Origin of the sequence: Kitasatospora sp. NPDC004614 (assembly GCF_042873675.1) — a bacterium.
In the GTDB taxonomy this organism is placed as follows: domain Bacteria; phylum Actinomycetota; class Actinomycetes; order Streptomycetales; family Streptomycetaceae; genus Kitasatospora.
In genome coordinates this window covers 216,541-238,145 of the sequence record NZ_JBIALR010000009.1, presented here as the reverse complement: position 1 = coordinate 238,145, position 21,605 = coordinate 216,541, and the positions used below count along the sequence as shown (strand labels likewise).

The following is a 21,605-nucleotide window of genomic DNA, read 5'->3' as shown; positions in this document are numbered from 1 at the left end:
TCCGGTCGAACGCCGGGCGCGGGCCGCGCCTGCGGGCATGCTGGTGCCCATCGACGTAACCGGCCTTCGGCGTACGGGGAATGACGATGAACCAGTGGGAATCGTCCGGCGCGCAGCTGAACCGTCGCGGCCTGCTGACCGCCGCCGCAAGCCTGGTGGCCGTCGCGTCACCGGCCGTCGCTGCGGGCGCGCCGTCCGGGCGGGATCCGGAGACGTTCGGGCCGGCGCCGGTGCGGCCGGGGGATCCGCGGTACGAGAGCCTGCTGCGGGGCGACAACCACCGGTTCTGCGGGAGACCTGGCGGAACCAGCCGGCCGCATGCGCGTCCGTGACCCGGGACCACGGGTCTGCCGGGCCGGGTACTCGATCTACTTCACGGTCAGTCAGCGGCTGCCGGGTTGCCGGCATGTCGGCCGGAGAGGACGAAGGCTGCGCCCACGGGAAGGCGGCGATCTCAGTCGTGCGGGACGACGGCGACCGGGGCGGTGCAGTGGTGGATCGCCGCGTGGGCGACAGCGCCGAGCCGGGTGCCGAGGCGGTGCTGCCGGCGGCCCACCACGACCAGGTCGGCCTGGGCCGAGGCGGCGACCAGCGCGTGCGCGGCACCGCCGGTCCTGGTCTCGGCGACGGCCTCGACGCGGGGATGTGCCGCCCGGACCGGCGCGAGCGCCTTGGCCAGCACGTCCATGAGCTCGGCGCCCCGGAGTTCCACGTCCTCCTGCGGCGGCATCCAGCCTGCCGCGGTCCAGAACGGGACCGCCTCCCATCCGTGCACTGCCCGTACTCGCGCCCCCCGGCGCTCGGCCTCGGCGAACGCGAATTCCAGCACCGCCGCGGAGGACTCACCGGCCACGCCCACGACGATCTCGGGGCGGTCGGCGGCGTCGGCAGGAGCTGCGGGCGCGCCGTCGCGGACCAGCACCACCGGGGTGGTGCTGCGGGCGGCCACGGCCAGGCCGACGGAGCCCACCACCAGGCCGGCGAAACCGCCGAGGCCGCGTGAGCCCAGCACGACGAGCCGGTGCTCCGCGGCACGGGCGAGCAGGGCGTCGGCGGGGTCGTCGGCCACCGCCTCGGTGACGACGTCCAGCGCGGGGTGAACGCCGCGCAGCCGGTCAGCGACCTCTTCCAACTCCAGCAGGGCGCCGCGGTGGGGAGCCGCCGCGGGCCCGTCACTCCAGGCCGAGCCGAGCCAGGGCCAGGCGTGCACGATCCGCAGCGGTTCGCCCTGCCGGGCCGCCTCGGCGGCGGCCCAGCCGACTGCGGTTTCGGACCGCGCCGATCCGTCGAACCCGGTGACGATTCCGTGGGCCATGGCCGTTCCGTTCTGTCGGGCGGTGACCTGGTGTCCCGCCTCCGGGATCCATGCTGCTGCTCGCAGCGACCGCCCCGACAGGGCCCGACGGTCCCTCGCGCGGAACCCAAGGTCCTTCTTCGCAGCAGGACTTGGCATGGGGCCGGGTGGCGTCGGCGGGCTGCTCAGCGCAGCCAGCGGCGGGACCGGGCCACCGGCAGGGTGGCCCACCAGCGGCCCAGGCCCCAGCGGTCACCGGCCTGCGCGGCCGCGAGGACGATCGACAGGAGGGCATAGACCATGTGGTGGTCGATGACCGGGTTGGTCGATCCGCTGGGTGCCCCGCCCGCGAGGTGTCGGGCGGGAGGCCATTCGGCCGCCCAGTGGAACCTCCGGAATCTTGCTGACCTTTTGCTGACCCCGGATGTTGGATCACGCCCCTGAGCTGGGGAGAGGCGTCGATCTCGTGATAACAAGCAGAACTACCCGCGCCTGCAACGCGTCAAGGCCCGCTGGGACCCGCGCGACGTCTTCCGGCACGCCCTGTCGATCGAACTGCCGCGCTGACCTGGCATGCAGGCCCGAATCGAGTATCCGGAGCCGCAGCCGAATCCTTCGGTGTGTCCACAAATGATGTGATCATGTGAAGTGAGTGTTCGTCAGATCACTTAGGCGGTAACGTCTTTCGCCATGGGGCGGGAGGATCCTTGGCTCGCGCGCATCGAGGACACCCAGGGGCGCGTGCATGGTGCCGGGACGATGCTCGACGGCGAGTATGTGCTGACGTGTGCGCATGTGGTCGAGGAGGCGATCGGCGCTGTGCGCGGGGCCGATCGCGAGGTCCGGGTCCGTATTGCCGGACGTCCGGACGAGGCCCATCCGGCGACCGTTGTCGAGAGTTGCTGGCAGCCGCCGCTGCCGGACCAGCGCGGGGACGTGGCGATTCTCGCCCTGCGGTCCGTGGTGCCGGGCGCGCCGCGGGCGAGGATCCGACGGACCTGGCAGCACGACGAGATCGTGCGGATCTTCGGCTTTCCGGCGGGTACCGACAACGGCCAGCTGGCTCGGGCGAAGATCGCCGCGTACGACTTCACGGGGGAGCGGGTGCAGCTCGACGCGGTGCTGGAGCAGCGCGTCGATCGCGGGTTCAGCGGTGCGGCGGCGCTCGCCGCGAGTGGTGAGATCCTCGGCGTGATCGCGGTGGTCCGGGCGCCGCTCGCCGAGAGCAGCTGGATGATCGCGGTCCGGACGCTGTACAAGTACGCGAGCGCGGTGCTCGACGGGCATCTGGCGAGCCGGCCCTCGCAGGTGGCGCCGAGCGACTGGTCGTCGCCGCGGGTCCCGGAGGTCCTGGACGACCCGGTGCAGCTTGCGCTGACCCGGCACCTGGTCGGCTGGCTGGCGTCCGGTGGGCCGGGCGGGGTCTGTGCGATCGGCGGTGGCGGCGCGGTCGCGCTGACGTCCCGTCTGGTGGGCCTGACGGTGCCGGGCTACCGTCGGGCGGCCCCTGACGAAACCGTCACCGGCGCCCCGCCCGGCACCGTTCCCCAGCTGGGTGAGGTGGACGCCGCCGTCGACGCGACCGGGCGGACGACGGAGCAGGTCGCCGAGCAGCTCGCGGAGAGTCTGAGCCTGCTGACCGACCGCGTCACCGATGAACTCTTCCACCAGCTGGAGGAGTTGGGCTCACCGATCGTCGTCGTGGTGAACGCGGTCGACCTGGCGGCCGACCCCGCTGAGCTGTACTACCGGCTGCTCGAACCGATCGCCGCGCGGGCGCCGAGCATCGGCGTGCGCCTGCTGCTCGCCTACCACGGCGACCCTCCGCGCTACGTCCGCAGCGCGGTCGCGGCGAGCCTCGGGCGGCCCGCCGCGACCGCCCCGCCGGGCGGTCAGCGGGGCGGTGGGCACGGCGGGGCGACACGGTTCGGCCAGCGACTCGAGCGGCTCGACCGGTTGGTGGAGGAGGTCGAGGCGGCCGAGCGCGACGCCCGGGTGTGCCGCGACCACGTCGCACCGCGGATCCTCGGCACGCCGCCGCCGCAGGTCGCCGGCGCCGCCGCGCTTGCGGTCCGCCTGCGGGTGCTGCGGGACACCCAGCACCACGATGGTGCCGGCCCGGCCAACGCCGGATCCGCCCTCCGGGGACGGCTGCTGGGCGAACTCCATGCCTGCGAGGAGGCGGCCGCCCGGTCGCTGGCGCGGGCCCGGCGCCTGCACGCCGCGTGCACGGCCCTGCTCGCCCGGCGCGACCGGGCCCGGGGGCGGCTGGACGCCTACCGCTCGGAGGCCGCGGGGCGCGGCCTGATCGAGGAACTGGGCGAGCCGTACGAGGCGGCCCGGCGGCTGCTCTACAGCGGTGAATGCGATCTGCCCCTCGCCGAGCTCCGGGTCGAGGAGTACCACCAGGCCGTTCGACGCGTGATCGACGGGAGACAGGCATGAACCGGTGCAACCGTCCTGGCTGCGGTGGCGAACTCGACGCGACCGGCTACTGCCGGCGCTGCCTGCTCCCGCCACTGGTGGCCCCGCCGGCGGGCGCCGGCCGGCCGCCGGCCGGGGAACAGGCCCCGGTGCGGTCGGTGCGGTCGGTGCGCTCGGTGCGCTCGGTGCCGGTGGGCACGGAGCGCGGCGTGGCCCCGGTGCGGTCGGCGCCGGTGGGCACAGGTCGCGGCGTGGTGCCGGTGGGCACGGGCTTCGGCGTGGTGCCGGTGGGCACGGAGCGCGGCGTGGTGCCGTCCGGGCGCCGCGCAGAACTCGTCCAGCCGCCACGCCAGTTCGGCGACGATCCATGGTGGGGGCTGGGCCTCGTCACGCTGCCGACCATCGACGGACCGGAGCCGGGCCAGGCGGTCAAGGCCATGCCGCAGATCCCGGAGGAGCGGAGGGTCTGCCCCAACCCCGCCTGCGGCCGCCCGGTGGGCACCGGCCTCGACGGCCAGCCGAGCCTGTTGGAGGGGCGCTGCCCGTACGACGGAACGGCCTACTCGTTCGTGCCGAGACTCAGCCCGGGCGAGCTGCTGTCGGACCGCTACCGGGTCGCGGGCTGTATCGGGCACGGCGGCTTCGGCTGGGTCTACCTCGCCCACGACGAGCGCCTGAACAACCGTCCGGTGGCGCTCAAAGGCCTGATCGACGCGGAGGACCCCGTACATGTCGAGGACGCCGCCGAGGAGAAGCGGTTCCTGATCGAGCTCAGGCACGCCGACATCGTCGACATCTACGACTTCGTCACGCACGAGCCGGCGGGCGGGTCCCGGCACGGCTACCACGGCTACCTGGTGATGGAGTACCTGCCCGGCTACTCCCTGGAGCGCCCGGACCTGTTCGGCAAGCTGGAGACCGAGCAGATCATCGGCTACGTCCTGTGCGTGCTCCGGGCGTTCCAGTACCTGCACGACCGCCAGTACCTGTTCTGCGACCTGAAGCCGAGCAACCTGATGGTGTACGGCTCCCGGATCAAGCTGATCGACCTCGGCGCGGTGCGCGAGGCCGGGAAGCCGGGCAGGTGGGCGTACTCGGAGGACTACCGGGCCCCGGAGCTGCTGGACACCGGGCCCACCGTCGCCACCGACCTCCACACGGTGGGCCGGACCCTGGAGTCGCTCCTCGGGTGGTACACCGCCGACCCGGACCATGCCCGCTTCACCTCACTGCGTCAGCTCATCAGCCGCGCCACCAACGCCGATCCGCAGCTGCGGTTCGGCTCGGCGGCCGAGATGGCGGGCCAACTGAGCGGCGTGCTGCGCGAGTTGGTCTCCAGGCGCGACGGCACCCAGTACACCGCGCCGTCGCTGCTCTTCGCCCGCTCCACCACGCTGCTCGACCCCGGACTCGGGACGGTGCCGCCGCTCGACCGGTGGACGAGCACCGCGGCGCTGCGGGCGGCCGCCGAGGGCAGCTGCCGTCCGCTCGTCACCGCCCCGCCCGCGCCGGTCATGGCGGCGGCCGGGCTGCCCGAGCCGCTGGTCGACGCCCGCGATCCCGCCGCCGGGTTCCTCCGGGCCTCGGTCAGCGCCGATCCGGCCGTCGCCCTCTCCCAGCTCGCCTCCTACACCGACGCGGCCCCGGCCGCCGCCCGCGTCCCCTCGCCCGAGGTCGAGTTGCTGCGCTGCCGGCTCCACCTGCGGCTCGACGACCTCGAAGCGGCCCGCGCCGCGCTGGACCGGGCGAGGGGCCTGCTGCGGCCCGGCTGGCGGCTCAACTGGCACGAGGGGCTGACAGCCCTGGCCGAGCGGCAGTTCGGCGGCGCGGAGAAGATGTTCACCGCCTGCCACCGGATGCTGCCGGGTGAGCTCGCGCCGAAGCTCGCGCTGGCCCTGTGCGCCGAGTACCGGGCGGCGACCGACGAGGAACTCGACGCCGCAGCGGCCGCCTACCTGTCGGTGTGGCGGACCGACAGCTGGCACGAGAGCGCCGCCTTCGGCCACGCCCGGACCAGGCTCCGCCGCGGCGACCGGGCCGGCGCGGTCTCGGCGCTGCGGGAGATACCCGACACCTCGCCGCACCACCGGGCGGCCCGGATCGCCGCGCTGCGGATCCACACCGGGCGGCTCGGCGCCGGCCCCGAGGGCCTGCCCGGCCGCACGGACCTCGCCGAAGCCGAACAGGCGCTGGCCACACTGCCGTTGGACGAACCCGAACGGCGCCGGCTCGCCGCCCTGATCGCGGAGGCCAGGCTCGACCGCCGGCGCACCGCGCGACCGGACCGCACCGCGTCCGAGGACGAAGCCACCGAGCACGAACTCCGGTCGCGGCTGGAGAAGGAATACCGGGCGTTCGCCCAGTGGGCACCGGACGAGATGCGCCACACCGTGCTCGTCGACCTGGCCAACGCCGTAAGACCGGTCACCACGCAGTGAACCCGCACGCTCCGACGGATCGTCAATCTTTCTCTACGAACGGGGAATTGGCACATGATCGAAGCGCCGAGAGTCACCCTCGAGGCCAACTACGACAGGTACCGCTCCCTGGCCGAACGTGAGGTGCACGTCTACCTCAGCGTGGCCGCGAGCACCCCGGACGGCCGGTCGGTGAGCCCGCGGAGCCAGACGCAGTTCGCCGAGGTCGTCCTGCTGGACCAATCGGGGTCGATGAGTCATCCGCGCACCAAGCTCCAACGGGCCAAGGAAGCGAGCTGCGCCGCCATCGACACCCTGCGCGAGGGAACCCGCTTCGCCGTGGTCGCCGGCACCCACGAGGCCACCATGATCTACCCCCGCGAGTCCTTCCTCGCCCCGGCCAACGCCACCACCCGCGCGGAGGCCAAGCAGGCCGTCAACCGGATCGCCCCCGGCGCCCAGGGCACCGTCATCGGCGCCTGGCTCGACAAGGCCCGCGAACTGCTCGAACCGCACCGCGACCGGATCTGCCACGCACTCCTGCTCACCGACGGACGCAACGAACACCAGGACCGCTCGGCACGGTCGATGGAGACCGTACTCGCCGACTGCCGTTCCGTGTTCACCTGCGACGCCCGCGGCATCGGCGCGGACTGGGAGCCGGCCGAGCTGAGACGGATCGCCGAGGAACTCCGGGGAACGGCGGACGCGGTACCCGACCTGGCCGACCTGGCACCCGACTTCCGCACACTGGTCCGCACCGCCATGGGCCGCACACTGTCCGACCTGGCGCTGCGGGTGCGCTGCGCACCGGGAGTGTCCGTGTCGGTCCTCGAACAGGCCCACCCGGCGGTGGCCGACCTGTTCGGCCACCGCCTGCCGCTGGCCGGAACAGCGGTGACCGACTACCCGACCGGCCCCTGGAGCAGCGAGACCCGCGGGTTCGTCGCGACCTTCACCGTGACCGGCGACCGGACGGCCGGCGCCGGCGCGGAGACCCTGGCGTCAATCGAGGTGGTCATCGGCGCGATCGGCACCGAACGGGCCACACCCGTCAGCCCGGTCGAGGTGGTCACCGCGCGCTGGCTCGACCAGCCCGCCCCGGAAACCGTCCTCGGGGCCGACCGGCACCGCCACGAGCAGGAGAAGGAGCTGTACGCGCTCAGATGGCGCGGCGGCGCGCTGTTCCGCCAAGGGGATCGCCAAGGCGCGTGCGACGCCTGGGGCCGGGCCGTGGCACTGGCCACCGAACTGCGCAACGAGGACGCGCTCCGGCGACTGGGCCAGGTCGTCCAGGTCGAGGACGCCGTACGCGGCGTGGTCAGCCTGCTGCCGGAGCTGGATCCCGACTACGTCCTGCAGGCCATGATGGGCACGGTCACCAGCAGCTCCTACAGCCACTCGCGCAACCCGGCGCCACGCGCCGACCCCGCGCCCGCGCACCCGTCCGGCCCCGGGCCCGTCTGCCCGAGATGCCACCGGATCGCCGTGGCCGGCGCACGGTACTGCGAGAACCTCGCATGCGACCACGAATTCACCGACCACGCACCGGCGGTGGGCGGATGACGGCCCCCGGCACGGTGACGCCCGAACCCGCGACGGACGAACCGGCGACGGACGAACCGGCGGCACCCTCCACCACCGCACGCACCCTGCGCCGGCTCCGCGCGGCACTGGTGGCCGGCAGCCTGCTGACCGGCGCGCTGTGCCTGCTGGTGTCCAGCCAGGCCCACACCGGAACCTACGCCGCCGGCGGACGGGCCGCCCCCGCGCTGCTCCGGGCCGAGGCCGCGAACAGCGCGCTCGCGGACGCCCACCGGGTGGCGGTGCACGGCTTCCTGCAAGGCACCGTGGGACTCGGCGGCCTCGGCGACCAGTACCAGAACGACATCGCCGCGATCAGCCAGAACCTCGCGGAACTGGCCAGGTACAACGTGGCGGGCCCGGAGAGCACCAGCGATCTGCAACTCGTCGAGGGCCTCGTCGTCGCCTACAACGCCGAGATCGAGCAGGCCGCCGCCGACTACCAGCGGACCCACGACATCAACCGCGCCCTGCCGGCCCTCTGGTACGCCACCCTGCAGTACCGGGAGATCTCGGCCACGCTGGACCGGCTGCGGACGGACGGCCGCACGGCACTGACCGACCGGCGCAGCTCGGCGTGGCTGGCGGGCACCACAGAGCTGCTGTTCCTGCTGCCGTTCGCCCTGGTACTGGCGCTGTTCGCGCGGACCCAGTTCGTGCTGCGCCGCCGGTTCCGGCGCCGGCTGAGCATCTGGCTGACGACCGCTGCGCTCGCCCTCACCGCGGCGGTGCTGTGGTGCGGTCAGTCGCTCGGTGCCTCGGAGGGACACCTGCGCTCGGCCCTGGACGGTCCGTTCGGCGAAGCGGTCACCCTGACGCAGCAGCAGGCGAGCCGGTCCGCCGCCAAGGCCGGCGAGGACCTGTTCGCCATCGTCACCGACGAGAAGGCCTGCCCGGACGCTCCCAGGTACTGCGGGACCGGCCTGACACCGCCGGCGCCCGCGACCGGCGGGACGAGCGAAGACGGTCACCAACTGGGTCGGGCCGAGGCCGAGTTCACGAACGGGGTCGGCAAAGCGGAGGCCTCCTCCACCGAACGCCTGACAGTCGTCCTGCTGCTGACCCTGACCGCGGCCGGGGCGGCCGCCCGCGCGCTGAATCCGCGCATCGACGAGTACCGGTTCGGAGGCCGATGATGCGGCACAAGCGCCAGGCAGCCCTCCGGCTCCTACTGGTCCTCACCCTGCTGGCCGGGTCCGCCTCCTGCCTCGGCGGCTCGTCCACGTCCGACCGGCGAGTCCTGACCATCCTGACGCCGTGGACCGGCGGCGACGAGAAGGACTCCTTCCAAGCGGTGATCGATGCCTTCGAGGCCGACAACCACGACATCACCGTCCACGCCTCGCCCACCCGGGCGCTCGACCAGGTGCTGCGGGCCGGTGTGCAGAAGGGCGAGGAACCGGACCTGGCCGTGGTCGCGAACCCCGGGGCGCTGCGCTCCTACGCGCAGCAGAACGCCCTGGTCCCGCTGGACGCCTTTCAGAACAAGGCACTCGGCGATGAACTCGTCGCGCAGCTGAAGTCCGACTACGACCCCCTGTGGTACCGGCTCGGGGAGGCCGGGACGAAGCATCAGTACGCGGTCGTCGTCAAAGCCTCCGTCAAGAGCCTGATCTGGTACAACCGTGAGCTCGCCATCCGACCGGACAGCAGCTGGGCCGACGTGGTCGCCGCCGGCCGGTCGAAAGCCCAACAGGGCAAGACGCCCTGGTGCTTGGCCATGGCCGACCCCCCCAACTCGGGGTGGCCCGGCACCGACTGGATCGAGGACATCCTGCTGCACCAGTCGGGTGTCGGCACATACACGGACTGGGTCGACGGCAAGCTCGAATGGAAATCTCCGGAGGTCATCGCGGCCTGGCAGACCTGGGGCCAGACCGTCGCTGCCCCGGACGCGATTCGTGGCGGCCCGCTGACCGCGCTGCTGACCAGCTACGGCGAAGGGGCCTATCCGTTCTTCACCGCAACGCCCGGCTGCTACCTCGAGCACGGCGCCCTCGTCACCCCGGACCCCGGGACACCGACCGCACTCGTCTCGGGAAAGGACTACGACTTCCTCGCGTTCCCCGACTCCCAGTCGACGTCGACGTACGAGGTGTCGGGAGATCTCGTTGCGATGTTCCGCGACTCGCCCGAGGCGGAGAGGTTCATGGCCTTCCTCGCGAGCCGGAAGGCCCAGCAGATCTGGCCGGAACGCCAGCCGGAGGCGGCCTTCTCCGCCAACCGCACCGTCACGAAGACGCTGGCCCAGGGCGCGACCAACCTCATCGCCCGCCGGATCAACCAGCTGCTGGACTCGGGCGCCACCCTGTGCTTCGACGCCTCGGACACCATGCCCAGCGCCATGTCGGCCGCCTTCAACCACGCGGTGCTCGAGTACCTGAACGACCCGACCCGACTGGACGCGATTCTCGCCGATCTGGAAAAGGTCAGGGTCGACGCCTACCCGCAGCCGATACAGAGCTCCGTCTGCCCGCCCCCATCCTCAGGCCAGGAGGCCAAGTGACAACACGTACCGAATTCACCCTCGCGTCCGGCGGCACGCTGGTGGTCGAGAGCGAGGGCACCGGCACCGGGGTGGCGCCGGCCGGCCGGGGAAGTCTGGAGCGAGCCAGCGCCACGGTGCGGGACTCGCTGCACACCGTGGTCAACACGGCGTCCGACGTGATCGACGCGTTCCGCGCCCTGCCACGCCGACCCGACGAGATCGAGGTCAAGTTCGGCGTCAAACTGGACGGCAGCGTCGGCGTGATCCTGGCGGGCGGCTCCGCCGGCGTCCACTTCGATGTGACGCTCCGCTGGTCCCCCGACCATGCCGCTGAAGCCGAGGACGAGGACGAGGCCCAGGCCCAGGCCCAGGAGTGACCGCAACTGCCAGGTGCGAGCCGCCTGTCGCGAACTCGCACCTGGCAGGACCGTTGCCGTGCTGGAGGCGGAAGGGGTGAAGGCACGCGCTTCAACCCCGAAGCCCTCGCGGCCCGATATCACGGTCACACCATCGCTGACGTCCTCACGATGAACCGAGGGCAAGTTGCGCCGGCACGGCCTTCGGCCCGAGTACGGAACGGGCAATCCGGGTGAACCACGGTGCGGGTTGGCGGACGACCGCCTGCCGCCGTGCTCGACCAGCGCGTCACGAACGTCGTGGCCTCCTGCACCCACCTTCGTCCTGGCCTGCGACGAACAGGGAACACCGACCGTCCGCTTACCGCGTTTCCGCCCGCAGGCCGACCGATCCACCCCTGGGGGTGACACCGGCGCCCCGGGAGCTCCTCAGCGCGGTTCCTCGCCGGCGGGCCGCTCGGCAAGGTGTTCCGCCGCGCGGGTACTCCCGAGGTCCGCTGCTTTTCGGTACCAGTCCACGGATTCGGCGTGCTTTCCTTGCTGCTCGAGAATCCACCCGACCGACTTCGCGGCCGTTGCGTTGCCCATTGCCGCGCAGATCAGAAACCAGTGTTTCGCCTCGCGCAGTGCGCCACGCTCCGCCAGCCTGACGGCGAGCCGGAACATCGCCTCGGGATCGCCGTTTTCGGCATCAGGCCGGTAGCCGGCTTCGGCTGCGGCGGCGATTTCCGGTCGGTCGGGTTGCGGGTGAAGGTTGAATCCAGGGGTTCGGCTGCCGTCCTTTCGGAACGTCACCATGGACGTTTCGGCTGTGGTGCGGACGTTGCAGCTGGTCCACGCTTTCTTCTCCCCGCAGCTCCACTCGATGCCGAGTTCCCACTCGACGTCGTGCTCCTGGGTGTGCGCGGTCAGCAGGAACCACTCGCTCTGCCCGCGCGGAATGGTGGTGGGAAGCGTGATGGGAACGGGCCCGTCCGCCATTTGCGCCGGTTCGTCCAGCCACACCCGAACCTGCGGGTCCGGGATGCTGCCCCAGGGGTCGATTTCCAACGGTGCGGTTCGAGTGGGATGGCGGGATTTCACCCGGAAGCCCAGGGTGTGCACGACCACCGGCTCCGTCTCGGGTGCGCTCACTCGCGCCGCGATCCCGTGTCCGCTGACCTGGGCGGTAATCGGGCGCGGACCGGTTGCCGAGCTGGGCGGATAAATCAGCTGAAGACGGCTGATGAATCGAACTTCAACGACGGGTTCCAAAGGGCCACCTCCGTGCTCCTGGCTTGGCCGTGAACTCGAAAGGATGCCCACCGAGATCGATGACGCTCGTGCCCGACCGGCCCGCGCAGGTCCAGTCGAGTTCCAGGCGCCATTCGACGTAGTGGCGGGTGGAGGTGACTGTCAGCTCGAATACTTCCGGGTCGCCCGGAGAGACCGTGTACAGGAATTTCGGGCCTTTCAGGCGCGGCGGGTTCTTGTCGAGATCAAGGGAATACTTGCGTACTTGCGGGATTCCCCGATGCGTGGTCTCGGTTCCGTCGAGCGGAGGGCGGCGCGCCACCACAATGGGGCGCAAGGCGCGTAGCAGGACGGCCCGGTCCTCGACGGCCTCCACAAAGATCCGGACCAGCCCACCGCTGAGGGGAACTCCGTCGGACCAGTCGCGCTGGATCACGTAGTCGCACTCCACCTCGCAGGTAATGGCGACCGGAATTTCGGCAGGAGGCCGCGGCGGGGGAGAGTGGTAGATATTCACCGCCCCGACCGATCCGGCCTGTACGGCCGACTCGGCCCTGCCCGAGAAATCGTTGTGCGTCCGCGGTTCCGACGTCCCGCCGCTGTCCGAGCGTTCGGGATCCCTGGTGCCACCGTGATCGCACATGCTTCCCCCACGCTGGGATCGTGTGATGGGCGCTGCGGTCGCCGGCGTCCGTCTCAGCCATCGTCCTCCGTCCGGGTGCCGAAGGAGCCGGTTCGCCGGAGATTCCAGGGCTGGGCCGGGAAAGGTGGGAAGCCCGTGGCGGTGTCGCGGATGAGCGAGTAGCGTCCGGGCTCGATGACCGACTCCTGGGACACCATCGCCGATTGGTACACAGCCCTGCTGCGGGCCGGCTCCGCGATGAACGACTTCAACCGCGACGTCCTGCTCGAACACCTCCCCGACGAACTCGGCGGCCATCGCGTGCTCGATCTCGGCTGTGGCGAAGGCGTCATCGCCCGTGCGGTGGCCGCGCGCGGGGCCTCGGTCGTGGGTATCGACCCGTCACCTCGCATGATCGAGCACGCGAAGTCCGCCGTGGCAGGCCGGGCCGGTACGGTGAGCTACTCGATCGACGACGGATGCGTGCTGAGGACGGTCGCCACCGACTCGGTCGACTGGGTGACCGCCGGACTGTCCCTGAACAACGTGCCCGACCTCGACGCCGCACTCTCGGCCGTCCGGCGAGTGCTGACGGCGCACGGCTCGCTCGTCTTCACCATCCCGCACCCCTGCTTTGAGGCACCCCACGCCACCTGGACGCAGACCGAGGACGGCACCGCCCGCCGGGTCGTCGGCGCCTACCTCGCCGAAGGATTCTGGCGCTCGACCAACCCCGAGGCCGTCCGCCGAGCCGGCAACCAACACCGGACCCTGTCGACGTACCTGACGGCCCTTGTCCGCCACGGTTTCGTCCTGGACGCCATCACCGAGCCGGCCCCGGGCTCCCAACTCGCGGCCGCACAGCCACAGCGAGCCGGGCTCCCGCCATTCCTCGCCGTCCGCGCGCACCGCGGTTGAGCGCGGACCAGTACCAACCGCGCGCCCTCGGCCCCGACGTTCACGAGGGCAGTGGCATCAACTGCCCGCAGTGAGGTTTACCGGCCATGGGGTCGCGGGGTGCCGAACCAGCGGGTCAGGGCGGCCGTCAGGGTGTGCTGGTCGTCGCCGAGCCAGGCTACGTGGCCGTCCGGGCGGAGCAGGATCGCGGGGGCGGGCAAGTCCGGGCAGGGGTCGGTGAGTTGGTCGACGCGGTCGGACCAGGGGGCGGCCGAGAGGTGGCCGGTGCGGTCGAGGAGGAGGCCGCGGGCGGTGTGCAGGTGGGCGTAGAGGCGGCCGGTGGTGAGGGGGATGTCCCGCTGGTGGCGGCCGAGTTGGTCGGGGCCGTCGCCGAAGTCGTAGCGGATGTCCAGGGCCGTGATGATGCCGGTGATGTGGCGGTTGACCTCGGGGAAGTCCATCAGGCGGGTGAACAGGTGGCGCAGGGCGGTCGGGCCCGGGTCGGTGCCGATCATGATGCTCTGGGCGCGGGTGTTGTCCAGGACGGCGGCGCCCACCGGGTGGCGTTCGGCGTGGTAGGTGTCCAACAGGCCGGGCGGGGCCCAGCCGTTGACCTCCGCCGCCAGTTTCCAGCCCAGGTTGAACGCGTCCTGCACGCCGAGGTTGAGGCCCTGGCCGCCGGTCGGCGGGTGGATGTGCGCGGCATCGCCCGCGAGCAGGACCCGGCCCACCCGGTACTGCTCCGCCTGGCGGGTCGCGTTGCCGAAGCGGGACAGCCAACGCGGCGAGTGCACACCGAAGTCGGTGCCCGCCACCGTACGCAGCTGCTGCCGGAAGTCGTCCAGCGTCGGCGCCGTCCGATCCTCGGACACACCGTCGGCCGGCACCACCACCCGGTACTGCCCGTCGCCCTCCGGCTGCAGGCCGAACCGCACCTGGGTGCGCCGCACCCGCTCCACCACCTCGGCGATCCGCTCCGGGTCCTCCGCGGCCGACAGCTGTCCCACCAGGGTCTCCACCGTCGCCGCCTCGCCCGGGAACGCCACACCCGCCAGCCGGCGCACCGTGCTGCGACCACCGTCGCACCCCACCAGCCAGCGCGCCCGCAGCCGCGAGCCGTCCGCCAACTCGACCTCGACACCCTCCTCGTCCTGTGCCAGACCGACCACCTCGCGCCCGCGCCGCAGCTCCACGCCCAACTCCGCGGCGCGCTCCGCCAACAGCCGCTCCGTCACCGGCTGCGGCGTCGCCAGACCGTACGGATGGGCGGTGTCCATGCCCTCCGGCCAGTCCTTCATCACGCCGCCGAACAGGCCGCCGACCCGGTACTCCGGACTCACCGCCCGGAAACGCTCCAACAGACCGCGCTGATCCATCACCTCCACACTGCGCGCATGCAGACCCTGCCCGCGGGACTCCCCAGTCGGAGCCGTCAACCGCTCAAGAACCACCACCTCCACCCCGTGCAGCCGCAACTCGCACGCCAGCATCAGCCCGGTCGGCCCGCCGCCGACCATCAGCACGTCGATCATCAACTCTCCCAAATCGTCCAGCAAGTGAGTTTTCGTCAGATTCGGCGCGCACTTCGCTTCCCGCGCTTCCCCGCCCTTGGTCGGACATTCTGCGACAGCCCGGGGGCCTTGCCGCAAGCCCCCCGTCGCGCTATAGCTTGAGAGTGGCAGGAGCGGCCCGACCGCCCTGCCGTTGCTGTTCCCGGCACCTGTGTTCGAGCCGGCGGCCGGCGCGACGGCGCGCCGTCCCCGGATGCGGCGTGTGCGCGGCGTGTGCGCGGCTGGGAACCGGACAAACCCGTGGCCGAGACCCCGGCAGACCGCCCGCAGCCGCACACCCACGGTGACCGTCCGGATACGATGACGGCACATCAAGTCCGCCGGCGGGGAGCCGGGACGGACGCGAGCCGGGGAGGGCGGGATGCGCCGAGCCGTGCCGCCGATCCGGCTGTTGCGCGCCGGTCCGAGCGCCGCGAGGGTCGCCACGTCGGTTGCCGCGTTGGTCGCCGCGTTGGTCGCCGCGTTGACGGTGACGCTGGTCGTGGCGCTGCTCCCCGGCCCGGCCGGCGGCGACCGGTTCGCGGACGCCCACGGGGCAGCGGTCCGGGCCGCCGGCGCCGCCACTGGCAGCGCCGGCAGCGCGAGCGTCGCGGGCAGCACGGCGGAGGAGGAGCCGGAGAGCGCCGAACGTGGACGCGGCTCCACAACTCCCGCCCCCGCAGCCCCCGTTCGCCGCGAGGCCCGGCCGTCCGCGGTGGCGAAGCGATCGGCGGTCGGCGCGGCCCCGCGCACGCCGCCCGATACCGCCGGCCGTCAGTCCGCACCGGCCGCACGTCCGGCCGGGCCCGCCGTACTTCAGGTGTTCCGCCACTGAGCTGGAGCCGTCCCGCCCGGCCCCGACACCCCGTCACCGACCGACCACCGTCGCGCCGCACCGTGCAGTATCGCCCCGCACCGCACCGTGCCGTATCGCCCCGCATCGCCCCGCACCGCACCGTGCCGTATCGCCCCGCATCGCGCCGTGCCGCCCCGCATCGCGCCGTGCCGCACCGCATCGCCCCGCGCCGCGCAACGTCGCTCCCGCCTGCCCGCGCCCGCCCGCACGCCGGACGGCCGCCGGGCGGACCGGGCGTGCCCCGCGCCACCGGAAGTCCCCGTCACTGCTACGTCCGAGGACCCGCCATGCCCTGGAACCCTGCCCGGGTGCGCGCCGTGCTGCGCACCGATCTGCCCGCCTCGATCACCGTCTTCCTCGTCGCCGTCCCGCTCTGCGTGGGCGTCTCCGTCGCCTCTGGCGCGCCCGCCGAACTCGGCCTGGTCACCGGCATCATCGGCGGCCTGGTGGCCGGCGCGCTGCCCGGCAGCAGCCTGCAGGTCAGCGGGCCCGCCGCCGGGCTGACCGTGCTGGTCCACTCCGCCGTCACCACCTACGGGTTGCCCGCGCTCGGCGTGGTGGTGCTGACCGCCGGGTTGGTGCAGGTGTTGCTCGCGGTGCTGCGCCTGGGGCGCTGGTTCCGGGCCGTCTCCGCCGCGGTGGTGGAGGGGATGCTCACCGGGATCGGCATCGTGCTGATCGCCTCGCAGTCCTATGTGTTGCTGGATCGTAAGGCCGGCGGCGAGGCGCTCGCCAACCTGGTCGGTCTGCCCCTCGCCGCCGTCCGGGCGGTGCACACGGCGGCCGGCGGGGCGTCGCTCGCCGTCGGCGCGGGGGTGGTCGCGGTGCTGGTGCTGTGGAAGTTCGTGCCGCGCCGACTCGCGCTGCTGCCCGGCCCGTTGGTGGCCGTGGTGCTCGCCGCGGCCGCTGTCCGGCTGCTGCACCTTCCGGTGCCGACCGTCCGGGTGGACGGCCTGCTCGACACCCTGCAGCCGCCGGGCGCCGAGCAGTTCGCGCTGCTGGTGCGGCCCGAAGTGTGGGGCGCCGTGCTGGCGTTCGCGCTGATCGCGTCCGCCGAGAGCCTGTTCAGCGCGTCCGCAGTCGACCACATGCACGCGGGGCCGCGCACCGCGTACAACCGGGAGTTGCTCGCCCAGGGCGTCGGAAACACGGTGGCGGGGGCGCTCGGCGCGCTGCCGATGACGGCGGTGATCGTCCGCAGCGCCGCCAACGTGCAGGCGGGCGCCCGGACGAAGGCCTCGCGGATCCTGCACGGCGTCTGGCTGCTGCTGTTCGCGCTGGTGCTGCCGGGTCTGCTGCACCTGGTGCCGCTGGCCGCGCTCGCCGGGCTGCTGGTGCACGCGGGCGGCAAACTCGTCGCGCCCCGGGCCCGGTTGAGGATGTGGCGCGCGGATCGCTCCGAGGCGTTCGTGCTGCTCGCCACCGCGATCGGCATCGTCGCCCTCAACCTGCTGGAGGGCGTGGTGATCGGCCTGGTCGCCGCGCTCGCCAAGACCGCGTGGGACGTCACCCACATCCGGCTGCACGTCGAGCAGTCGCCGGACGGCACCGTGGTGCGGGTGCACGGGAACGCCACCTTCGTCAAACTCCCCACCCTGGTCGACCGGTTGGAGGACGTCACCCCGACCGGCCCGGTGGAACTCGACCTGTCCGCCCTCACCCACCTCGACGCGGCCTGCCGCCAGGCCCTCACCTCCTGGGCCGACCAGCACCGCCGACGCGGCGTCCCCGTCACCGTCACCCCCGGCCCCGAGCTGGTCGGCTCGACCTGACGTATCATCAATAGGTGAGCCCGGCGCCGTGGTTGACAGCCCACGGCGCCGGGCATCGGCGCGTTCAGACGCGGCGGACCGGGCGGCCCGCCGTCGCGTTCAGACGGCGGACCGGGTGACCCGCCGTCGCGTTCAGACGGTGGACCGGGTGACCCGCCGTCGCGTTCAGACGGCGGACCGGGTGACCCGCCGGTAGACCAGGAACACCATGGCGGCCGAGAGAGCCAGCAGCAGGCCGCCCTCGACCAGCTGCATCGGGATGAAGTGCGAGTTCGGGTGGTAGGTCGCCCAGGCCTGGGTGGCCTTGTCGCACGCGTCACCGAGGCGGTAGCAGTCGGCCTCGGTCGCCCGCGTCCCGTTCGCCAGCACCGGTCCGTGGTCCACCAGCCAGGCCCCGTACGGAATTTGGCCGGGGACGCCGCGCCAGTGGCTGATCTGCCCGCCGAGGTTGCCCGTCGCCTCGGACACCGGAACGAAGTACACCCGGAGCGAGCGGACCAGCAGTTCGGCCCCCAGCACGAGGACGCCGGTCACCAGCATCGACACCACGGTGCGGCGCACCAGTTGACCGACCGCCACGCCGACGGCCAGCGCGAACAGCGACCAGGCGAGCGGCGCCAGGCCGATCGTCGCGTAGGTGAAGCCGGGGAAGAGGTCGTTCCGCCCGAAGTCGAGACGGTTCATGTCGAGCGCGAGCCAGGTGTTCAGCGCGGCGAACAGGCCGATCGCGAGGATCACCAGCGCCGCCGGCGCGGCCAGCCGGGCGGTCAGCCAGCGCGCCGGCGACACCGACTGGGCGCGGATCATCCGCACCGTGCCGCGCTCGTACTCCTGGGCGAGCAGCGGTGCGCCCAGGAACATGCCGACCACCGCGGGCAGCAGGAAGAACGGCCGGTGCATCCAGTCGGCGGTCCAGTTCACCGCGTCGTTGACGTCGGTGATGAAGCGGTCGCAGGCCGGCACACCCCAACCGCCGCCATCGCGGCACTCGCCGTGGTACAGGGAGATCTCGCGCTGGAGCTTGAAGTGCAGGAACAGCTGGACGGCGGCCACCAGCAGCATCGCGCCGCCGACGGTCCAGACGGCGAGGCGGTTCTGACGCCAGGCCAGCCAGGCGAGGCCGTGCAGGCGGGAACGGCGGGCGGGAGTGGGCTCCTTGGCCGGGCCGGAAGCGGTGTCGGGCGAGGTCAGCTGTGCGGTGCTCATGCGGCGGCCTCGCTGATGGTCGAGAGGCGGTCGCCCGGGGTACCGGCCTCGGCGGGGTTGCGCAGGTGGGCGAGCAGGAGTTCCTCCAGGCGCGGACGCGTTGCGTCCCACGACTCGGGCAGGTCCCCGGTCGGCGGGCCGGCCGGGTCGGTGCGGATCAGGCCGGTGGCCTGGCGGCCGGTGACCCGCCACTCGATCACCTTCCCGGCGGGCCGCTCCGCGTCGGCCAGGCCGGCCACCAGCCGGTGCCCGTCCAGGAGTTCGTCCAGGTCGCCGGCCAGCCGGACGCGGCCGGACTGCACCAGCAGGACGTGGTCGACCACCTCCTCCAGCTCGGACATCAGGTGCGAGGAGATCACCACGGTGGTACCGCGCTCGGCGGCCTGGGCCAGCAGCAGGCCGGTCAGGTCGTGCCGGGCCAGTGGGTCCAGATCGGCGAACGGCTCGTCCAGCAGCAGGAGTTCGGCCCGCTTGCCGAGCGCCATGGCCAGCGCGACCCGGCTGCGCTGGCCGCCGGACAGCCGGCCGACCCGGGCGTCCGGCCGCAACTCGCCGAGCTCGACGACGCGTTGGGCGGTCGCCTGGTCCCAGGACGGGTTCAGCTCGCGGCCCATCCGCAGCGTGTCGGCGACCGTGAACGTCCGGTACAGCGGCTTCTCCTGCGTCACATAGGCCACCTTGGCCCGCAGTTCGGGCGCCGCGGGGCCCGTCACCGACTCGCCGAGCACCCGCAGTTCGCCCTCGGACGGGGCGAACAGCCGTGCCGCCAAGCCGAGCAGTGTGCTCTTGCCCGCCCCGTTCGGCCCGACCACGCCGCAGACCCGGCCGGTCGGCACCGTGAAGTCGCAGTGCCGGACCGCCCATTGATTCCGGCGGTAGGCCCAGCCGAGGTCCTTCGCCTCGAGTGCGAGCGGCGTACCCATCGCTTCTGTCATTCCTCACCCTTGTCCAGTGTCGTCCGCTCCGCCGGGCGGACCCCGGTCGCGAAGCGCTGATCCAGTACGGAGGCCACCAGCGCGCCGATGTCCTCCCGCTCGAGCCCGGCCTTCCGGGCCCCGTCCACCCACGCCGTCAACTGCGCCCGCAGCGGCCCGTCCTCGGCCGTCTCCGGCCGGGACAGCGACCGCAACACGAACGTCCCCAGCCCCGGACGCGGCGCCACCAGCCCCTCCCGTTCCAGCTCCCGGTACGCCTTCAGCACGGTGTTCGCATTGACCGCCGTCCGCTCCACCACCTCCCGCGCCGTCGGCAACCGGTCCCCGGGCTGAAGGGAGCCGAGCCGCAACGCGTGCTTGGTCTGCTGGACGATCTGCTGATAGGTCGGCACGCCACCGCGCCGATCCAGGCGGTACTCGATCACGGCACCACCACCCTTTCACTAATTGATTAGTGGAATGGTGGCGGTCGGGCGTGGCCAGGTCAAGTCGCCTGGTGAGAGGCATGTTTGACGCCACCTCGGGTCGGGCGGGGTGAGATGCGCGGGCCGTGGTGGACGTTCCACGAGGTGCCCGGGCTTGCTGCGAACGGCGGGAAAACGGGCGGATCCGGGTGCGGGCCCGTGTGACCTGGGCACACGCGCAACCATGGTGCGAATCGGATACACGATGATGACGGAGCAGCGCGGCCCGGCCGATCTGGTCGCGGACGTGGTGGGTGCGGAGCGGGCCGGGTTCGACTTCTCGGTGATCAGCGACCACTACTTTCCGTGGCTGGCCGAACAGGGGCATGCCTCGAATGCCTGGGTGGTGCTCGGCGCGGCCGCCCGGGCCACTGACGCGCTGCCGCTGATGACGTACGTGACCTGCCCGACGTTCCGCTACCACCCGGTGGTGGTCGCGCAGCAGGCCGCGACCGTTCAGCTGCTCTCCGGCGGGCGGTTCCGGCTGGGGCTGGGTAGTGGCGAGAACCTCAACGAGCATGTGATGGGCCGGGGTTGGCCCGCCGCGGCGGTGCGGCAGGAGATGCTGGCGGAGGCCGTCGAGATCATTCGGGCGCTGTTCGCCGGGGGGTACGTCACCCATCACGGGCAGCACTTCCAGGTGGACCGCGCGAAACTGTGGGATCTGCCCGAGCCGCCACCGCCGATCGGCGTCGCCGTCTCCGGCCCGGCCTCCTGCGCGCTCGCCGGACGCCTCGCCGACTTGGTGATCGCGGTCCAGCCGGAACGGTCGCTGCTGACCGGGTTCGCCGAGCACGGCGGAGCGGGAAAGCCCGCCGTCGGGCAGATCCCGATCTGCTTCGACCGCGACCGCGACGCCGCCGTCACCCGCGCCCACCAGCAGTTCCGCTGGCTCGGCGGCGGCTGGAAGGTCAACGCCGAACTTCCCGGCCCGGCCGCGTTCGCCGCCGCGAGCCGGTTCGTGCGCCCCGAGGACGTCGCCCGGATCGTCCCCTGCGGCGACCGGACGGAGGACTTCCTCGGCGCCGTCCGCCCGTTCACGCAGGCCGGGTTCGACGAGCTCGCGCTGATCCAGATCGGCGGCGAGAGCCAACCCGCGTACCTGGACTGGGCGGAGCGCGAGCTGCTGCCCGCGCTCCGCGAACTCTGACGGAACGCCCCGCGCACGCGCCGGCGGAGCGCTCACTCTCGACGGGCCGCCGCACCGCCTGCGGGGCTGACTGCCGAAACGGACCGGCGCGTCGCGTGGGCGCGCAGCTCGTCCGCGTACGGCGCCCAGTGTTCGCGGGTGAGCAGGTGGCCCGCGCCCGGCATGATGCGCAGGCGGGCTCCCGGGACGGCGGCGGTGAGGGTGCGGGCGGCGGACGGGCGCAGCAGCGGGTCGCGTTCGCCGTGCAGGGCGAGGGTCGGTGCGGCGTCCGGGCGAGCGGCCCGCCGGACCACTTCGCGCCGATCTGCCGGCTCTGCGCCTGGGCGTCGCGGAACCCGGCGAGGCCGCGCGCGGCCT

Annotated in this window: 19 protein-coding genes and 1 pseudogene; 12 read left to right on the top strand and 8 right to left on the bottom strand. The window is 72.6% G+C overall.

All coding sequences use genetic code 11. The annotated features are described in order from the left end of the window. Window positions 1-86 precede the first annotated feature (86 nt). Window positions 87-332: a hypothetical protein gene (locus tag ACFYST_RS20900; protein WP_387864346.1), complete on the top strand. Its 246-nt coding sequence runs from the start codon at window positions 87-89 to the stop codon at window positions 330-332. Between the two features lie 122 nt (window positions 333-454). Here the strand turns inward: ACFYST_RS20900 and ACFYST_RS20895 are convergent, their stop codons facing one another. Further along, window positions 455-1,315, bottom strand: coding sequence for a universal stress protein (locus tag ACFYST_RS20895; protein WP_387864344.1), 861 nt, complete (start codon window positions 1,313-1,315; stop codon window positions 455-457). Window positions 1,316-1,768: 453 nt separating this feature from the next. On the opposite strand from ACFYST_RS20895, the pseudogene ACFYST_RS20890 reads away from it, so the two are divergent. From ACFYST_RS20890 to ACFYST_RS20860, 7 genes and pseudogenes are all read left to right on the top strand, one after another. Continuing rightward, window positions 1,769-1,861 (top strand): annotated as a pseudogene (locus ACFYST_RS20890) (BBE domain-containing protein); the annotation flags it as partial. 123 nt (window positions 1,862-1,984) lie between these two features. Then, complete coding sequence (locus tag ACFYST_RS20885; protein WP_387864342.1) at window positions 1,985-3,739, top strand: trypsin-like peptidase domain-containing protein; 1,755 nt, start codon at window positions 1,985-1,987, stop codon at window positions 3,737-3,739. Then, window positions 3,736-6,156, top strand: a complete 2,421-nt coding sequence (locus tag ACFYST_RS20880; RefSeq protein WP_387864339.1) for a tetratricopeptide repeat protein — start codon at window positions 3,736-3,738, stop codon at window positions 6,154-6,156. The genes ACFYST_RS20885 and ACFYST_RS20880 overlap by 4 nt, the downstream gene beginning before the upstream one ends. Before the next feature lie 54 nt (window positions 6,157-6,210). Beyond that, window positions 6,211-7,701 (top strand): VWA domain-containing protein, encoded by a 1,491-nt coding sequence (locus ACFYST_RS20875; protein ID WP_387864338.1) that lies wholly within the window; start codon window positions 6,211-6,213, stop codon window positions 7,699-7,701. Further along, window positions 7,698-8,855: a hypothetical protein gene (locus tag ACFYST_RS20870; RefSeq protein WP_387864336.1), complete on the top strand. Its 1,158-nt coding sequence runs from the start codon at window positions 7,698-7,700 to the stop codon at window positions 8,853-8,855. Before ACFYST_RS20875 ends, ACFYST_RS20870 begins: the two co-directional genes overlap by 4 nt. Continuing rightward, the gene (locus ACFYST_RS20865; RefSeq protein WP_387864334.1) at window positions 8,855-10,225 is read left to right on the top strand and encodes an ABC transporter substrate-binding protein; all 1,371 of its coding nucleotides are present in this window, start codon (window positions 8,855-8,857) and stop codon (window positions 10,223-10,225) included. Before ACFYST_RS20870 ends, ACFYST_RS20865 begins: the two co-directional genes overlap by 1 nt. Then, complete coding sequence (locus ACFYST_RS20860) at window positions 10,222-10,584, top strand: CU044_2847 family protein (protein ID WP_387864332.1); 363 nt, start codon at window positions 10,222-10,224, stop codon at window positions 10,582-10,584. Before ACFYST_RS20865 ends, ACFYST_RS20860 begins: the two co-directional genes overlap by 4 nt. Before the next feature lie 408 nt (window positions 10,585-10,992). Here the strand turns inward: ACFYST_RS20860 and ACFYST_RS20855 are convergent, their stop codons facing one another. Both ACFYST_RS20855 and ACFYST_RS20850 read right to left on the bottom strand, forming a co-directional pair. Next, entirely contained in the window at window positions 10,993-11,817 is an 825-nt protein-coding gene (locus ACFYST_RS20855) for a tetratricopeptide repeat protein (RefSeq protein ID WP_387864329.1), read from the bottom strand. After that, window positions 11,801-12,439 (bottom strand): hypothetical protein, encoded by a 639-nt coding sequence (locus ACFYST_RS20850; protein WP_387864327.1) that lies wholly within the window; start codon window positions 12,437-12,439, stop codon window positions 11,801-11,803. Before ACFYST_RS20850 ends, ACFYST_RS20855 begins: the two co-directional genes overlap by 17 nt. Window positions 12,440-12,613: 174 nt before the next feature. Here ACFYST_RS20850 and ACFYST_RS20845 point away from each other — a divergent pair, with 174 nt between their 5' ends. Continuing rightward, entirely contained in the window at window positions 12,614-13,336 is a 723-nt protein-coding gene (locus ACFYST_RS20845) for a class I SAM-dependent methyltransferase (RefSeq protein WP_387864325.1), read from the top strand. A gap of 77 nt (window positions 13,337-13,413) precedes the next feature. Here the strand turns inward: ACFYST_RS20845 and ACFYST_RS20840 are convergent, their stop codons facing one another. Next, the gene (locus ACFYST_RS20840; protein ID WP_387864322.1) at window positions 13,414-14,847 is read right to left on the bottom strand and encodes an FAD-dependent monooxygenase; all 1,434 of its coding nucleotides are present in this window, start codon (window positions 14,845-14,847) and stop codon (window positions 13,414-13,416) included. A 400-nt stretch (window positions 14,848-15,247) separates the two neighbouring features. Between ACFYST_RS20840 and ACFYST_RS20835 the strand changes: the two genes are divergently transcribed. Together ACFYST_RS20835 and ACFYST_RS20830 are read left to right on the top strand one after the other, a co-directional pair. After that, the gene (locus ACFYST_RS20835; RefSeq protein ID WP_387864321.1) at window positions 15,248-15,700 is read left to right on the top strand and encodes a hypothetical protein; all 453 of its coding nucleotides are present in this window, start codon (window positions 15,248-15,250) and stop codon (window positions 15,698-15,700) included. Window positions 15,701-16,008: 308 nt separating this feature from the next. Continuing rightward, complete coding sequence (locus tag ACFYST_RS20830) at window positions 16,009-17,493, top strand: SulP family inorganic anion transporter (RefSeq protein WP_387864318.1); 1,485 nt, start codon at window positions 16,009-16,011, stop codon at window positions 17,491-17,493. A 165-nt stretch (window positions 17,494-17,658) separates the two neighbouring features. On the opposite strand, the gene ACFYST_RS20825 is transcribed toward ACFYST_RS20830, so the two are convergent. Genes ACFYST_RS20825 through ACFYST_RS20815 form a run of 3 tightly spaced genes read right to left on the bottom strand, consistent with a single transcriptional unit; the run spans window position 17,659 to window position 20,059 of the window. Then, the gene (locus tag ACFYST_RS20825) at window positions 17,659-18,699 is read right to left on the bottom strand and encodes an ABC transporter permease subunit (protein ID WP_387864316.1); all 1,041 of its coding nucleotides are present in this window, start codon (window positions 18,697-18,699) and stop codon (window positions 17,659-17,661) included. Next, window positions 18,696-19,634, bottom strand: coding sequence for an ABC transporter ATP-binding protein (locus tag ACFYST_RS20820; RefSeq protein ID WP_387864314.1), 939 nt, complete (start codon window positions 19,632-19,634; stop codon window positions 18,696-18,698). The genes ACFYST_RS20825 and ACFYST_RS20820 overlap by 4 nt, the downstream gene beginning before the upstream one ends. Further along, window positions 19,631-20,059, bottom strand: coding sequence for a GntR family transcriptional regulator (locus ACFYST_RS20815; RefSeq protein ID WP_387864312.1), 429 nt, complete (start codon window positions 20,057-20,059; stop codon window positions 19,631-19,633). Before ACFYST_RS20815 ends, ACFYST_RS20820 begins: the two co-directional genes overlap by 4 nt. A 223-nt stretch (window positions 20,060-20,282) precedes the next feature. Between ACFYST_RS20815 and ACFYST_RS20810 the strand changes: the two genes are divergently transcribed. After that, window positions 20,283-21,248: a TIGR03557 family F420-dependent LLM class oxidoreductase gene (locus tag ACFYST_RS20810; RefSeq protein ID WP_387647084.1), complete on the top strand. Its 966-nt coding sequence runs from the start codon at window positions 20,283-20,285 to the stop codon at window positions 21,246-21,248. Between the two features lie 32 nt (window positions 21,249-21,280). Here ACFYST_RS20810 and ACFYST_RS20805 read toward each other — a convergent pair whose 3' ends face one another. Next, on the bottom strand, window positions 21,281-21,541 hold the full coding sequence (locus ACFYST_RS20805; protein ID WP_387864418.1) for an alpha/beta fold hydrolase: 261 nt from the start codon (window positions 21,539-21,541) through the stop codon (window positions 21,281-21,283). Window positions 21,542-21,605: the final 64 nt, after the last annotated feature.